Source organism: Exiguobacterium sibiricum 7-3 (assembly GCF_000620865.1).
Lineage (GTDB): Bacteria > Bacillota > Bacilli > Exiguobacteriales > Exiguobacteriaceae > Exiguobacterium_A > Exiguobacterium_A sibiricum_A.
The window spans coordinates 368,698-382,809 of record NZ_KK211190.1 but is presented as its reverse complement, the minus strand read 5'-3'; the positions used below and the strand labels follow the sequence as shown (position 1 = coordinate 382,809).

Annotated in this window: 16 protein-coding genes; 1 reads left to right on the top strand and 15 read right to left on the bottom strand. The window is 48.3% G+C overall.

Annotated elements, in window-relative coordinates:
* Positions 1 to 152 precede the first annotated feature (152 nt).
* From murA to P402_RS0102945, 12 genes are all read right to left on the bottom strand, one after another.
* A complete protein-coding gene (gene murA / locus P402_RS0103000) occupies positions 153 to 1,457 on the bottom strand; it encodes a UDP-N-acetylglucosamine 1-carboxyvinyltransferase (RefSeq protein WP_026827352.1) in 1,305 nt (434 codons plus the stop codon).
* 234 nt (positions 1,458 to 1,691) lie between these two features.
* The gene (locus tag P402_RS0102995) at positions 1,692 to 1,925 is read right to left on the bottom strand and encodes a DUF1146 family protein (protein WP_012371538.1); all 234 of its coding nucleotides are present in this window, start codon (positions 1,923 to 1,925) and stop codon (positions 1,692 to 1,694) included.
* A 319-nt stretch (positions 1,926 to 2,244) separates the two neighbouring features.
* Positions 2,245 to 2,658, bottom strand: a complete 414-nt coding sequence (locus tag P402_RS0102990) for a F0F1 ATP synthase subunit epsilon (protein ID WP_012371539.1) — start codon at positions 2,656 to 2,658, stop codon at positions 2,245 to 2,247.
* Between the two features lie 26 nt (positions 2,659 to 2,684).
* On the bottom strand, positions 2,685 to 4,103 hold the full coding sequence (atpD, locus tag P402_RS0102985; protein WP_026827351.1) for a F0F1 ATP synthase subunit beta: 1,419 nt from the start codon (positions 4,101 to 4,103) through the stop codon (positions 2,685 to 2,687).
* 35 nt (positions 4,104 to 4,138) lie between these two features.
* A complete protein-coding gene (gene atpG / locus P402_RS0102980) occupies positions 4,139 to 4,990 on the bottom strand; it encodes an ATP synthase F1 subunit gamma (RefSeq protein ID WP_012371541.1) in 852 nt (283 codons plus the stop codon).
* A gap of 57 nt (positions 4,991 to 5,047) precedes the next feature.
* Complete coding sequence (gene atpA / locus P402_RS0102975) at positions 5,048 to 6,556, bottom strand: F0F1 ATP synthase subunit alpha (protein ID WP_026827350.1); 1,509 nt, start codon at positions 6,554 to 6,556, stop codon at positions 5,048 to 5,050.
* A 19-nt stretch (positions 6,557 to 6,575) separates the two neighbouring features.
* A complete protein-coding gene (locus P402_RS0102970; protein WP_026827349.1) occupies positions 6,576 to 7,109 on the bottom strand; it encodes a F0F1 ATP synthase subunit delta in 534 nt (177 codons plus the stop codon).
* Complete coding sequence (gene atpF, locus P402_RS0102965; protein ID WP_026827348.1) at positions 7,109 to 7,642, bottom strand: F0F1 ATP synthase subunit B; 534 nt, start codon at positions 7,640 to 7,642, stop codon at positions 7,109 to 7,111. The genes P402_RS0102970 and atpF overlap by 1 nt, the downstream gene beginning before the upstream one ends.
* A 136-nt stretch (positions 7,643 to 7,778) precedes the next feature.
* The gene (gene atpE, locus P402_RS0102960) at positions 7,779 to 7,991 is read right to left on the bottom strand and encodes a F0F1 ATP synthase subunit C (RefSeq protein ID WP_012371545.1); all 213 of its coding nucleotides are present in this window, start codon (positions 7,989 to 7,991) and stop codon (positions 7,779 to 7,781) included.
* A 75-nt stretch (positions 7,992 to 8,066) separates the two neighbouring features.
* Positions 8,067 to 8,810, bottom strand: coding sequence for a F0F1 ATP synthase subunit A (atpB, locus tag P402_RS0102955; protein WP_026827347.1), 744 nt, complete (start codon positions 8,808 to 8,810; stop codon positions 8,067 to 8,069).
* Positions 8,811 to 8,818: 8 nt separating this feature from the next.
* Positions 8,819 to 9,205, bottom strand: a complete 387-nt coding sequence (locus tag P402_RS0102950) for an ATP synthase subunit I (protein ID WP_012371547.1) — start codon at positions 9,203 to 9,205, stop codon at positions 8,819 to 8,821.
* Entirely contained in the window at positions 9,202 to 9,420 is a 219-nt protein-coding gene (locus tag P402_RS0102945) for an AtpZ/AtpI family protein (protein ID WP_012371548.1), read from the bottom strand. Before P402_RS0102945 ends, P402_RS0102950 begins: the two co-directional genes overlap by 4 nt.
* Before the next feature lie 654 nt (positions 9,421 to 10,074).
* Here P402_RS0102945 and P402_RS0102940 point away from each other — a divergent pair.
* A complete protein-coding gene (locus tag P402_RS0102940; RefSeq protein ID WP_026827346.1) occupies positions 10,075 to 10,869 on the top strand; it encodes a pentapeptide repeat-containing protein in 795 nt (264 codons plus the stop codon).
* Between the two features lie 208 nt (positions 10,870 to 11,077).
* On the opposite strand, the gene wecB is transcribed toward P402_RS0102940, so the two are convergent.
* The 3 genes from wecB to P402_RS0102925 all read right to left on the bottom strand — a co-directional run bounded on the left by wecB (position 11,078) and on the right by P402_RS0102925 (position 14,026).
* Positions 11,078 to 12,214, bottom strand: coding sequence for a non-hydrolyzing UDP-N-acetylglucosamine 2-epimerase (gene wecB, locus P402_RS0102935; RefSeq protein ID WP_026827345.1), 1,137 nt, complete (start codon positions 12,212 to 12,214; stop codon positions 11,078 to 11,080).
* 128 nt (positions 12,215 to 12,342) lie between these two features.
* Entirely contained in the window at positions 12,343 to 12,972 is a 630-nt protein-coding gene (gene upp, locus P402_RS0102930) for a uracil phosphoribosyltransferase (protein ID WP_012371551.1), read from the bottom strand.
* Positions 12,973 to 13,048: 76 nt separating this feature from the next.
* Positions 13,049 to 14,026: a hypothetical protein gene (locus tag P402_RS0102925; protein ID WP_026827344.1), complete on the bottom strand. Its 978-nt coding sequence runs from the start codon at positions 14,024 to 14,026 to the stop codon at positions 13,049 to 13,051.
* Positions 14,027 to 14,112 lie beyond the last annotated feature (86 nt).

The following is a 14,112-nucleotide window of genomic DNA, read 5'->3' as shown; positions in this document are numbered from 1 at the left end:
ATCCACTGGCTATTATTCCAAAATTTAGAACGTCGTTTGGACGTCTAACCCATTTATGTATACATACCTTTCAATTCTAGCACAGGGGAACAAAAAGAGACGACTTTCTTTTGAAGAAAGTCGTCAAGAATATAAAGGAATGAAATGAGAGCTTAAAGCTTCGCCGCTGCCGTCTCTTCGATGGCAACAGTTTCTTCCGTGATACGCTCGACATCTGCGCCGAGTGCTTGTAATTTAAGATGGAAATCGACATATCCGCGATCGATGTGATGTAATGCACCGACACGTGTTTCGCCTTCAGCAATCAATCCTGCTGTGACAAGTGCTGCCCCTGAACGTAGGTCCGTTGAAAGGACTTCTGCGCCTTGAAGCTGGATGCCGCCTGTGATGATTGATGAACGTCCTTCGATTTTGATATCAGCGTTCATGCGACGGAATTCTTCGACGTGCATGAAACGGTTTTCGAAGACTGTTTCCGTGATGACAGAAGTTCCTTCTGCTTTTAAGACCAATGCCATCATTTGCGCTTGAACGTCTGTCGGGAAACCAGGGTGTGGCATCGTCTTGACGTCAATCGCAACGAGTTTCTTCGGTCCAATGACACGAAGTCCTTCTTCTGTGTCTGAGATTTTAACACCCATCTCTTCCATTTTCGAAATCAATGGACGAAGGTGTTCACGCTCAGCACCGATGACCTCAACGTCACCTTCCGTGATTGCAGCTGCAATCATGAATGTACCGGCTTCAATCCGGTCTGGAATGACATAATGGTTGCCGCCATGAAGTTTTTCGACACCTTCGATGCGAATCGTCTCTGTACCCGCACCACGGACTTTTGCGCCCATTGCGTTCAGGAAGTTTGCGAGATCGACGATTTCCGGTTCTTTCGCGACGTTTTCGATGACTGTCGTACCTTCAGCAAGTGTCGCTGCCATCATGATGTTTTCTGTCGCACCGACTGACGGGAAGTCGAGGTAGATTTTTGCACCTTGCAGACGACCGTCGACGTGTGCTTCAACGAATCCGTTACCGATGATTGTTTTTGCGCCCATCGCTTCGAATCCTTTTAAGTGAAGATCGATTGGACGTGAACCAATCGCACAGCCGCCCGGCATTGCGACACGCGCACGACCGAGACGCGCAAGGAGTGGTCCCATGACAAGAATGGACGCACGCATCTTCCGAACGTATTCAAGTGGTGCTTCGTCTTTCAATTCTGCTTCTGCATTGACCGAGACTGTGTTTGCTTCGGCATCGAATGTGACTTCTGCGTTCAAGTTCCGTAAGACGTTGTTGATTGTATACACGTCTGCTAAACGGGGAACGTTTTGAAGGACCGATGTACCTTCTGAAGCAAGCAATGTTGCGACCAATGTTTTCAAGACTGCGTTTTTTGCACCTTCTACTTTTACCGTTCCAGCTAATTTACGTCCGCCACGGACAACGATTTTTTCCATTACTCATGCTCCTCTGCTTTCGTTTCTGTTCTATTATTTTAATTCGCGATTGGTGTGAATCATAGTTGAAGACCAACGCATGATAGAAGAGAAACACTCTGTAGTTGTTCTCTCATTCCAAATCCAACACGACTTTTCAGCTTCACAATGGTTACGTTTCTTCATTATAAGAATACTATCCTGTTCCATACTAAATCAGATTGATGATTTAGGGTTTACAACGAAGTTACAAGTTCACCCGACTAAGAACTGGAGACGCTGTGCGAATCCTGAATAATCGAGCAAAAAGCGGGCAATCAGCGAACCGAGCGCCACGGCAAGCAACACGCGTAAGACAACCGCCTGTGGTCCTTTCGGATGTTGCAGGAACTTCTCCCATTTGACCGGAAGGAGTGCCCACCAGGCAAAGACAATCGCCGTTAAATAGACGAGCATACTGATTAATGCACTTAAACCGATTGACGTCACTGCTACTGCACCTCTTCTGTTAAGGTTTTTCCAACCTTACCATGATTTCATACAATGAATGATTGCGCAAACAAAAAGGCACAAGATAATTTATTTTATCCTATAAAATATATTATGAAAAGATGATTATGGAAAATTCCACATAATAAGATTGAAAAATGTGTGAAGAGGACACATATAATGTACTTTTACTTTTTTGTCCGTTGTTAAACCTGAATCCCCCAATGGATTTGTGAAAACGGTTGTCCTACAGAAAATCATTGACCTGTCCTAAAAAAGACCCGGCTTCCATGACGGAAACCGGGTCTTTTTAACTTGGTCAATCGCGACCGTACTCTTTTAGGTTGAGACGGTTAATTGCGCGTTTCAATGAAAGCTCAGCGCGTTTGAACTCAAGGTCTGATAATTTCGTGTCCTGGAGGCGACGTTCTGCCCGGACTTTCGCAGCCGACGCACGGTCGTAATCGACCTTGTCTGCTGCTTCAGCCGTTTCAGCAAGAACTGTCACTGTATCCTGGCGCACTTCCATAAAGCCACCGCTGATAGCGATCAACGTGCGTCCGCCATCTTCGTGGCGCAACTTCAAGATGCTGATGTCGAGTGGTGTTACGAGCGGTACGTGGTGCGGGAGAACCCCGATTTCACCAGATATCGTTTTCGCAACGACCATACGGACATCGCCATCATACACTTCGCCATCCGGGGTGACGATATTGACATGAAGTGTGTTCATCTCAAGTCCCCCTTATGCTTTGTCACTTAGACAAGCGTCTTCGCTTTTTCAATCGCATCTTCGATCGGACCGACGAGACGGAATGCTTCTTCCGTTAAATCATCGTGTTTCCCATCGAGGATTTCTTTGAAGCCGCGGATCGTGTCCTTAACTGGGACGTACGATCCTTTTTGTCCTGTGAACTGCTCAGCTACGTGGAAGTTCTGCGACAAGAAGAACTGGATACGACGCGCACGGTGTACAGTCAACTTGTCTTCTTCAGACAACTCGTCCATACCGAGGATCGCGATGATATCTTGAAGTTCTTTGTAACGCTGAAGTGTTTCCTGAACTTGACGAGCGATACCGTAATGCTCTTCGCCGACGATTTCCGGTGAAAGGGCACGTGATGTCGATGCAAGTGGATCCACGGCAGGATAGATACCCATCTCAGAGAGACGGCGCTCAAGGTTCGTCGTTGCATCCAAGTGGGCAAACGTCGTTGCAGGAGCCGGGTCAGTATAGTCATCGGCTGGTACATAAACCGCTTGGATCGATGTAACCGAACCTTTGTTTGTTGACGTGATACGCTCTTGAAGCATACCCATCTCTGTAGCAAGTGTCGGCTGGTAACCAACGGCAGATGGCATACGGCCGAGAAGGGCCGATACTTCTGAACCTGCTTGTGTGTAACGGAAGATGTTATCAACGAAGAGAAGAACGTCTTGTCCCTGCTCATCACGGAAGTATTCCGCCATTGTCAAACCAGTCAAGGCAACACGAAGACGTGCGCCCGGCGGCTCGTTCATCTGACCGAAGACCATCGCTGTTTGTTTGATAACGCCTGAATCCGTCATCTCGTGGTACAAGTCATTACCTTCACGCGTCCGCTCACCAACACCTGCGAATACCGAGATACCGCTGTGCTCTTGCGCGATGTTGTTGATCAATTCCTGGATGAGGACGGTCTTACCTACACCGGCACCACCGAAGAGACCGATCTTACCACCCTTGATGTAAGGAGCGAGTAAGTCAACGACTTTAATTCCTGTTTCGAGGATTTCAACTTTCGTTGAAAGGTTATCAAACGTCGGTGCTTTTTTGTGGATCGGAAGACGTTCCACGCTTGCATCGAGTTCTTTTTCATCAATTGGGTTACCGAGTACGTTGAAGACGCGACCAAGCGTTGCTTCTCCGACAGGTACCGAGATTGGAGCACCAGTGTCCAGTACTTCCACTCCACGGCGTACACCATCCGTAGAATCCATCGCAATGGTACGGACGACATCGTCACCAAGGTGCAAGGCGACCTCAAGCGTCAAGTCGATAGCCACTTCTTCTACTGTTTGCGGCGTATATTGAATACGAAGCGCGTTGTAGATCTTCGGCAAGTGTCCGTCGAACTTAACGTCGATGACAGGTCCCATGACCGCGACGACGCGGCCTTTTAAACCGAGTTCGTTCATCGTGTTTCCTCCTAGCTATCATTACGCCGAGTGGATTACTGCTGGGCAGCGGCTCCACTGACGATCTCTGTGATTTCTTGCGTGATTGCAGCTTGTCGAGCCCGGTTGTAGACGAGAGTCAATCGACCGATCAAGTCATCTGCGTTATCTGTCGCACTTTGCATTGCTGTCATACGTGACGCATGTTCTGCTACTTTCGCGTCAAGAAGCGCACCGAAAATCAAGCTCTCCGCATAACGCGGAAGGAGTTCAGCCAGGATTTGTTCCTCGCTTGGCTCGTACTCATAAGTCGTCGAAGACGAAGCTTCGATTTCTCCGAGCGGGAGAAGGGTTTCGACTTTCACTTCCTGGCTGATGACAGACATGAAGTGGTTGTAGCACAGCTTGAGTTCGTCGATTTCGCCGAGCGTGAACGCACTCACTGTACGCTTCACGATTTCTGCGACATCGACATACGAAGGAGAATCGTTTAGTCCTGTGATCGCATCCGTGACCGTAATTCCGCGTGAACGGAAGAACTGGACACCGACTTTACCGACCACGAACAAGACGTAACTGTCCGTAGTATGCTTTTCATTGATTTCCCGGTAGACTTCACGCAGCACGTTGGCGTTATATGCACCAGCTAAGCCGCGATCCGATGTGATGACGATATAGCCTGTCTTTTTGACAGGACGTTTTTCGAGCATCGGATGGCTAGCACCTGTCGTGCCATTCGCAATGGTTCCGAGCACTTCCTGCATTTTCAGCATGTAAGGCTGGAACTTCGCGCTATGTGCTTGAGCGCGGTTCAGTTTCGACGCCGAAACCATGTTCATCGCTTTCGTGATCTGTTTCGTACTTTTCGTCGAGTTGATCCGCATTTGTATCTCGCGCAACGATGCCATTTCGATTCACCACCTTGTTAGTATCAAGAGCGTCCGGCCGAGCCTAAGAGAAATCTCTTAGACTGTCGGTTGGAACGTTTTCTTAAATTCTGAGATTGCAGTAACGAGTTCTTCGTCAGCTGGAAGGTTACCTGTTTTACGGATCTCATCGCAAAGTTGTTTGCGGTTTTGATCGAGCCAAAGGTTGAGTTCCTTTTCAAAACGACGAATATCTGAAACGGCAACATCATCAAGGTGACCACGAGTCAAGGCATAGATGATGATGACTTGCTTATCGACAGTCAACGGTTGGTTGAGATCCTGTTTCAGAACCTCTACTGTCCGCTCACCACGGTTAAGCTTCGATTGTGTCGCTTTATCAAGGTCAGATCCGAACTGTGAAAAGGCTTCTAGCTCACGGTAAGAAGCGAGGTCAAGACGGAGCGTACCCGCTACCTTCTTCATCGCTTTCACTTGAGCCGAACCACCTACACGCGATACCGAGAGACCCGGGTTGATCGCTGGACGGACACCTGAGAAGAAGAGATCCGATTGAAGGAAGATTTGACCATCCGTGATCGAGATAACGTTTGTCGGGATGTAAGCCGAGATATCCGACGCTTGTGTCTCGATGAACGGAAGGGCTGTTAAGCTACCTGCGCCAAGTCCGTCGTTCAATTTCGCCGCACGCTCAAGGAGACGTGAGTGAAGGTAGAAGACATCACCCGGGTAGGCTTCGCGGCCTGGTGGACGCTTCAGAAGAAGCGAAAGCTCACGGTATGCCGCTGCTTGTTTCGAAAGATCATCATAGATGACAAGAACGTGCTTGCCGAGATCCATGAAGTGTTCACCCATCGCTACACCAGCGAATGGTGCGAGGTAAAGAAGTGGCGCCGGCTGTGAAGCTGCTGCCGAAACGACGATCGTGTAATCAAGTGCACCGTTTTTACGGAGTGTTTCAACAACACCACGGACCGTTGATTCTTTTTGTCCGATTGCGACGTAGATACAAATCATGTTTTCTTCTTTTTGGTTGATGATCGTATCGATGGCGATCGACGTTTTACCCGTCTGACGGTCACCGATGATCAACTCACGTTGTCCACGACCGATTGGAACGAGGGCATCGATTGCCTTGATTCCCGTCTGAAGTGGTTCGTGAACCGATTTACGTGCCATAACACCAGAAGCTTTACGCTCAATCGGGTTATAGTGTTCCGTTTCGATTGGACCAAGACCATCGATTGGCATACCGAGTGGGTTGACGACACGTCCGAGGAGCGCGTCTCCTGTTGGTACTTCCATGATGCGGCCCGTACGGCGAACAGAGTCGCCTTCTTTGATTTCAAGGTAGTCACCAAGAATGATGATACCGACGTTGCCTTCTTCTAAGTTTTGCGCCAAGCCCATTGTGCCGTTAGCGAATTCTACGAGCTCTCCCGACATGACGTTGTCGAGTCCGTGTGCACGAGCGATACCATCACCGATTTGGATAACTGTACCTGTCTCGTTCACTTCCATCGTAGAACCGTACTGCGCGATACGCGCTTTAAGCAGGGCGCTGATTTCTTCAGCTCTAATGCTCATGCGTTTCACCCCTATTTTCTTACGCTTTTAACAGCTCACGCTCAAGTCGCGTTAGTTTCGTTTCGATCGTGCCATCATATGTCGTGTAACCGATTTGAACACGAAGTCCGCCGATTACGTTCGTATCAACAACATTTTCTACTTCAAGCGTTTTACCTGATTTTTGGCCAAACGTTTCCTTCACGTTCGTGAGTTCTTCGTCTGACAGTTTGTATGCACTTGTCACGATTGCTGTCGCAACGTTACGGTGCTCATTCAACAACGCGATGAAATGCTCCGGCAATGACAATACTTCCGATGCCCGGTCGTTTTCGACCATGACGAGGATCGTATTCAAGACAATCGTATTGAAGCCTGTGAAGCTCGTCTGAAGGACTTGCTTCAGCTCTTCTGCAGAAATCGACGGGTTTTCTAAAACCGATGCGAGCTCTGGTGTTGCGTGGAGCACTTCGCCGAGCGTTCGCACATCAGCTTCTGCTTGTTCGAGCACATGGTGCTCAAGTGCAAGATCGAAGAGCGCTTTTGCGTAGCGTCCCGCTACGTGGTCACGCATTAGTTCGTGCCCTTAGTGTCAGCAAGGAATTGGTCGACGAGTGCTTTTTGAGCCGCTTCGTCTGTCGCAAGCTGTGTTTTCATGACATGGCGTGCTGCAGCGATTGCTTGAAGAGCAACATCGTTCTTCAAAGCAGCTTGTGCTTCAGCGCGTTCACGTTCGATTGCACGGCGAGCTTCTTCCTTGCTCATTTCTGTTTCAAGACGTGCCTGCTCCATCGCACGTGCTTGTTCTGCCTCGGCTTGACGGCGTGATGCTTCTAACAGGTCACGTGCTTCCGTACGTGCCTTGTTGAGTTCTGCTTGTTGTTGTTCTACGTAGACTTCAGCGTCTTTCCGGCTTTTTTCAGCCGAATTGATCTCGCTAGCCACATGCTCTTCCCGCGCTTTCATCATGTTGACGAGCGGGCCCCATGCGAATTTCTTCAAGAGGATGAGGAGCAAGAGGAAAACGACGATCGTGACGATCATGTTAGCAAGTAAGAGGTGACTACTTTCGCCGCCTGCTTCTGCCGCAAGATACGTTAGATTCATTCGATTACACTCCCCTCGTGGTTGGTCCTACTTCAATATCTACATAAGGGAGCCGTAGCCCCCATGACGGTTCACTCTAATGGAACGAATAACGCCCTATGTAGCTCAGTTCTTGGTACGTAAGATTAAATACGGATTAAGAGTTGAGGAGAAGGAAACCGACCGCTACACCGATGATTGGAAGTGCCTCAACGAGACCGATACCGATGAACATTGTTTGACGAAGTTCGTTTTTGAGTTCTGGCTGACGTGCTTGTCCTAATACTGTACCGTTTACGATAAGACCGTTACCGATACCTGCGCCGAGTGCGCCGAGTCCGATGATGATCGCTGTTGCAATAAGTTCCATTATGAATTGCCTCCCTAGATTGTGTTCGAAATTTGGTCGTGCGATTATCGGAAAAGCAGATGCTTTACCTTCGAATTAATGGTCGTGCGCTGCCTTATGCCCGATGTAAACCATCGTTAAGATAAGGAAGATATACGCTTGGATTGCTCCGATGAAGAGTGAGAATCCTTGCCAGATCAACATTGGGATCGCTGACAGGATGACACCGACTGGTCCGAGGAATTGGAAATCGTTCGTTCCAGAGATGATACCGATCGAGAGAATGATACCAATCATGATCTCACCCGCGAAGATGTTACCGTAAAGACGAAGACCAAGTGTCAACGTGTTTGCGAACTCCTCGATGATGGTAATAATGAACATCGGCGTCATAAACGTTTTCGCATACGAGCCGAAGCCGCGCATTTTCACACCGTAATAATGGCTCATGACCACTACCATAGATGAAAGTGCAAGTGTCACATACGGATCTGCAGTTGGTGAGTTGAACCAAATGTAGTGACCCGTCACAACGTTAAAGGGAAGACCCATTAAGTTGGACACGATGATGAAGAGGAACAGTGTCATTCCGAAAGTTAGGAAGCGACCCCCTGTTTTCCAGTCCATCGTGCTGCTGATGATTCCGCGAACGAACTCGAGGAACATTTCCATCACGTTTTGAGCACCGGTTGGCTTCATCACAAGACGTCGCGTACCGGCCACGGCAATCAGGAAAACGAGAGCAGCTGCAATCAGCACTGTGATCAAGTTTGTCCAGCTACCGTACAGAACGAAGTCGCCCCAGAGTGGGATTTCGTAAAGTGGCATTTCGTGGTTCATTTGATTATTCACCTCTTTTCCCGCTTAAGTTCGTGAGTAAAATACTCACAAAATTGTATGACGTGGCCGGCGAGAAGGCCTATTACCACCGCAGTTAATGACAATTCGGCTTCATACTTCAAGCCGATCATCACACAGAGTACCGCGACCGCCATGCGTGATACGGTCCCTCGAGACATCGGCTTGCGCCCACGCTCGATTACACGATACATTCGATCGACGCTTAATCGTTGAAGCGTCAAGATCATGAAGCTACCTGCCCCACCCAGTGCCAGTCCATAAATCACCGGATCACTCGGATAACCGACAAGTAACAGAACGGCAAGGATTCCATAATAGAGTCCGAACCATCTTAAGTACGCACGATACAACGCATCTTGAAGGATGATATTCATGTCTTGTCTCCTAACAAGTGCCTGATCATTGCGATCATGCAGAGAATTCCGATGAAAATCCCGATGAACACTGCAAACGTCGCGCCCATCTTTTGCCACCAGTCCTGCTGTTCCCCATAGTTCCCAACAAGAAAGCCGATGACGATCGGTGCGGCTAGTGCCGTCGAAATTTGCGAGGCCATGACCATACTCGTCGCGAGCCCTTTTTGGCGCACTAGAGACGACCCCCTTTTCCCAGTTGTGAGTTCTTTTTCTTTCCCACAATTTGCGGATTTTCATACTAGTCAAGAATACAATGAGAACCATTTCATAGTCAAATGAATTCACAATTAAAATGGAGCCGTAAAACCATTGTATATCAACAATTGATAAGGTTTTCACAGAGGTGTCCCGTGCCACTCTTTTCACGAAGATGTGAAGAAAATATGTAGTACTATCAACGTTTATCGAGATGGTTCACTAGGTGAACAAAACCATTGAACAGTAACGTTATATCGTCTTTCGGAATGAGAAACAAGTCGTCTAAATTTGATTTGTGTCTATTTTGTGAAAAAACATTTTTCATTCACAATTGTAAACGCTTCCGTTTCGGGACATAAAAACGTCTCTGACATCTGTTTGTAACAAAGCCGGTGGACGATTTCCAATTCGTCTCGTGTGTGCCTTGTCACAGCTTAAAAATTCACGGATGAGTTTCTATTTTCAAGGTCATGATGCGGCTCTTTTTTTACAAAAAACATATATTTTGTTCGTCCGTTCGAGCTAATCCTATGCTATTTTCATTCATTCCCCATGATTTGAAAACGATTGTCCACGATTACCGATCTGTGGTAAAAAGAAGTCAGATTAACCAAAAGGAAGTGAAACTCATGGAAACCGAACGCTTTCGTGTTCAGTGCGGGGATTGCTTCGGACTCTGTTGCACGGCCCTTGCGTTTTCCGCCTCAAGCGATTTTGGTCACGACAAACCGGAAGCGACGCCTTGCCGGAATTTAGATACGGATTACCGCTGCCGGATTCACGACCGGTTGCGCCCGAACGGATATAAAGGATGCACTGTCTACGACTGCTTCGGTGCCGGTCAACAGATTTCGCAAGTGACATTCAAAGGTATCTACGATGAAACGACGAAACCCGCCATGTATACGCTCTATCCAAAAATGGTCCACTTGCAGGAAATGATGTGGTACCTGACGGACGGTATCCGACCAGTCACCCGGACCATTCATCCTTTGCTCGAGGGCAAGCTGGCTGAACTCGATGCTCTGACCCGCTCTTCTCCGGACAAACTGGCGGCACTCGATCTCGATCAAGTACGGGCAAGCTTGTTACCGCTTCTTGCCCAAATCGAAGAACTGGTTCAAACGCCATTTGCCGCCGGAAAAGGCAGACGTACGCTTCCTCGCGACTGGATCGGGAAAAATCTTGCCGGACAGGACTTCTCCGGCTTAAGCGTCCGCGGCCAGTTTTTGCTCGCGGCAAACTTATCGAACAGCCGGTTGCGCGGCGTCAACTTCCTCGGTGCCGACCTGCGTGACTGTCAGTTAGCTGGAGCTGATTTGACCGATGCGTTGTTTTTGACGCAGGCACAGGTCAATGCGGCACAAGGCGACGCCAAGACACGTCTGCCGGAACGGCTGCTCCGTCCGTCGCACTGGACGTAATGACATGGTATTCACTATTCTCTAACAAGAGTAAACATAAGAGTTATACTATCTTAACAGTCGTTCCGCCCTCTTCCTCATGCAGGAGTCGCATGAAACGAGGACGTTCACGATATTTGGAAAGGTGATCTGTTGTGTTCCATAAAAGGACCGGTGCCGCCGTTTTTGACGGTAGCACCGGTCCTTTTACTGTATGTCTAAACTTTCGTCAGTTTTCGACTTTAAACGGCTCAAACGCCGCATCCTGATTAAAATGTTCTAAAATCGCCGCCGCAATCCGCTCTGAGGCATGACCATCTCCATACGGATTCGAGGCCTGGGCCATCTTCTTATACGCGACTTCGTCTTCGAGCAATTCACTCGCCAGACGATAGATTGTTTCTTCATCCGTTCCGGCCAGCTTCAACGTTCCCGCTTTGACGCCTTCCGGACGTTCCGTCGTGTCGCGTAAGACAAGGACCGGCACACCGAGTGACGGGGCTTCTTCCTGAACGCCGCCGGAATCCGTCAAGATGAGATGGGCCCGGCTCGCGAAGTTATGGAAGTCAAAGACGTCGAGCGGTGGAATCAAGGTGATGCGGTCGTGTCCTCCGAATACCTCACTCGCTGCTTCCTGAACGACAGGATTCAAGTGGACCGGATAGACGACATGAATGTCCGGATGGTCGTCGACGAGACGCCGAATGGCCCGGAACATCTGATGCATCTTCGCACCTAAATTTTCCCGCCGGTGCGCCGTCATCAGGACGAGCCGTTTCGAACCAATCTGTTCGAGAACGGGATGGACATAATCCGGTTGGACCGTCGTTTGCAAGGCATCGATTGCCGTGTTGCCGGTCACGAAAACGCCTGCGTGTCTGTTTTCCGACGCCAGATTCGCTGCTGCCTGTTCGGTCGGCGCAAAATGCAGATCGGCCAGCGTCGAGGTCAATTGCCGGTTCACTTCTTCCGGAAACGGTGAGTACTTATTGTAGGTCCGAAGTCCGGCCTCGACATGACCCACGGCAATTTGATTGTAGTAGGCAGCAAGGCTGCCGACGAACGTCGTCGTCGTGTCACCATGGACAAGGACAAGATCCGGTCGGACGTCCTTCATGACGGCGTCGAGTCCTTCGAGGCCACGTGTCGTGATGTCGACCAAGGTCTGCCGCGCTTTCATGATGTTCAAATCGTGATCGGGTGTAATCTGGAACAGCTCCAAGACTTGATCAAGCATTTCCCGGTGTTGGGCCGTAATCGTGACATGGACATCAAATGCAGGATTGTTCTTTAAGACGTTGACGAGCGGTGCCATTTTGATGGCTTCCGGTCTTGTGCCGAAAATCGGCATGACTTTGATGGGCATACGGACTTCCTCCTTCTTGCTTCTGTTCTTATTAAAACATATTCCAGATCACGTGCGCAGTGAACGCTCGTGGCAACTCGTACAAAAAAAGGCACTCCCTTCACAGGAAGCGCCTTTCACTCTGTTGATTACTTTGTACCAAACAGACGGTCACCCGCATCCCCGAGTCCGGGAACGATATAACCATGGTCGTTCAATTTCTCATCAAGTGCCGCAAGATAGATATCGACATCCGGATGTTCTTCCTGAATACGTTTGACGCCTTCAGGTGCCGCACAGAGGCAAGCGAGCTTAATGCTTTGTGCACCCTGTTTTTTCAAAGAGGAGATTGCGTCAGCAGCCGAACCGCCTGTCGCAAGCATTGGATCAACGACGACGAAATCACGTTCTGCGACGTCAGTCGGTAATTTGAGATAGTATTCTGTCGGCTCAAGTGTTTCCGGATCACGGTAAAGACCGATGTGTCCGACTTTGACGTTCGGCATCATGCGGAGCATGCCGTCTACCATCCCAAGACCGGCACGAAGAATCGGAACGATTCCCAGTTTCTTGCCCTCGATCATCTTTTGCGTCGTTTTCGTGACCGGTGTCTCGATTTCAACGTCAGTAAGTGGAAGGTCACGTGTGAGTTCATATGCCATCAATGAAGCCACTTCGTCGACAAGCTCCCGGAATTGTTTCGTTCCTGTTTCGACTTTACGCATGATCGTCATCTTGTGCTGAATCAATGGGTGATCAAATACATGTACTTTACTCATTGTTTTGCATCTCCTCTCCATTCTCTTTTCGCATTGTACTCCAAAAAGCAACTGCTTGGGAACTGTTTTCTTCGAATCAATCTCCCAGTGTACTCTTACCTTGAAGAATTGCCTTCGCAGCATATGACCATTCGTTATCCGGTTGTTTCGCTAATTCCTGTAATGTCGTTTTGTAATTGCCGACTTTATTTTTTTGTTCGTAAACCGCCTGCATCCATAAGACATCACTCATGTAACCGGATTCCGGGAAATCATTTCGATACGCAATGTAGTCACTTTGTTTGGTTTCTTTCAGCTTTCCGGCGGCAATCAATTTATAGAAACGTGCCATACCGGCTGTTTCTTTGTTCGTCAGAACATTTCCCGTCAACAATTGGTTCGCCGTTTTATACTCTTTAGACTGAACGGAAGAAACTGCCTCTTGAAGTGCTTGTGCCGGTTCCTTCTTTGACGATTGCACCTCTGTTTGTTCCGTTTCTTTCGATTGATCCGCTTTCGGCTTTTTCGTCGTATTCTTTTTTTCTTCAGATGCCGTCATCTTCTCATTTTTTTGCTTAAGCTGTTCGACTTCTTTTTCTAAAGACGCAAGTTTTTGTTCAACGTTCGTTTGCTCGGAAGCTTTTTTAGGCGGAGCTTCCTCGGAAAAATCAATCTGAGTGATTCCGACGGCCAATAGACCGGCTACGACGATTCCACCTAACCATAACGGATTGCTCTGAAGATTTTTTTTCCACGACTTCAGTTGCGAATGGTTCTGTACAGCAGAAGGATATGCTAAAAAACGTTTTCGGGCCAATCGTTTCCCACCGATTTTTCCTGCAATCGCCAATCGATAACGGTAAATTTCTGCCGGTAACGGTAAAGGTTTCCACTGCCTGAAGCGTGCATCGGCTTGTTCATAAAACCCCGCTTGTTCCATGATGACAATCGCTTTAAAATCTTCAACCAATCGTTTATAGTCACGTTTGGATAAACTTTTATCTTCCAACCATTTCGTAATCTGTGCCGTATTAATCGTTTCCAATTCTGACTGTATGAATTTAGATAAGTCCATCGTTTAAATCCACCCTTAGATTATTCGTGTTCAGTTCAGTATATCAAAAATACTGCTTCGACTTTTATTTTTTGGTGCGAAAACAA

Bases quoted from the DNA above. Each gene is read 5' to 3' on its own strand.
- murA (WP_026827352.1), bottom strand. From the start codon at position 1,457: ATGGAAAAAATCGTTGTCCGTGGCGGACGTAAATTAGCTGGAACGGTA.
- P402_RS0102990 (WP_012371539.1), bottom strand. From the start codon at position 2,658: ATGAACACACTTCATGTCAATATCGTCACCCCGGATGGCGAAGTGTAT.
- atpD (WP_026827351.1), bottom strand. From the start codon at position 4,103: ATGAACGAACTCGGTTTAAAAGGCCGCGTCGTCGCGGTCATGGGACCT.
- atpG (WP_012371541.1), bottom strand. From the start codon at position 4,990: ATGGCATCGTTGCGCGAGATACAAATGCGGATCAACTCGACGAAAAGT.
- atpA (WP_026827350.1), bottom strand. From the start codon at position 6,556: ATGAGCATTAGAGCTGAAGAAATCAGCGCCCTGCTTAAAGCGCGTATC.
- P402_RS0102970 (WP_026827349.1), bottom strand. From the start codon at position 7,109: ATGCGTGACCACGTAGCGGGACGCTACGCAAAAGCGCTCTTCGATCTT.
- atpF (WP_026827348.1), bottom strand. From the start codon at position 7,642: ATGAATCTAACGTATCTTGCGGCAGAAGCAGGCGGCGAAAGTAGTCAC.
- atpE (WP_012371545.1), bottom strand. From the start codon at position 7,991: ATGGAACTTATTGCAACAGCGATCATCATCGGACTCGGCGCACTCGGC.
- atpB (WP_026827347.1), bottom strand. From the start codon at position 8,810: ATGAACCACGAAATGCCACTTTACGAAATCCCACTCTGGGGCGACTTC.
- P402_RS0102950 (WP_012371547.1), bottom strand. From the start codon at position 9,205: ATGAATATCATCCTTCAAGATGCGTTGTATCGTGCGTACTTAAGATGG.
- P402_RS0102940 (WP_026827346.1), top strand. From the start codon at position 10,075: ATGGAAACCGAACGCTTTCGTGTTCAGTGCGGGGATTGCTTCGGACTC.
- wecB (WP_026827345.1), bottom strand. From the start codon at position 12,214: ATGCCCATCAAAGTCATGCCGATTTTCGGCACAAGACCGGAAGCCATC.
- upp (WP_012371551.1), bottom strand. From the start codon at position 12,972: ATGAGTAAAGTACATGTATTTGATCACCCATTGATTCAGCACAAGATG.
- P402_RS0102925 (WP_026827344.1), bottom strand. From the start codon at position 14,026: ATGGACTTATCTAAATTCATACAGTCAGAATTGGAAACGATTAATACG.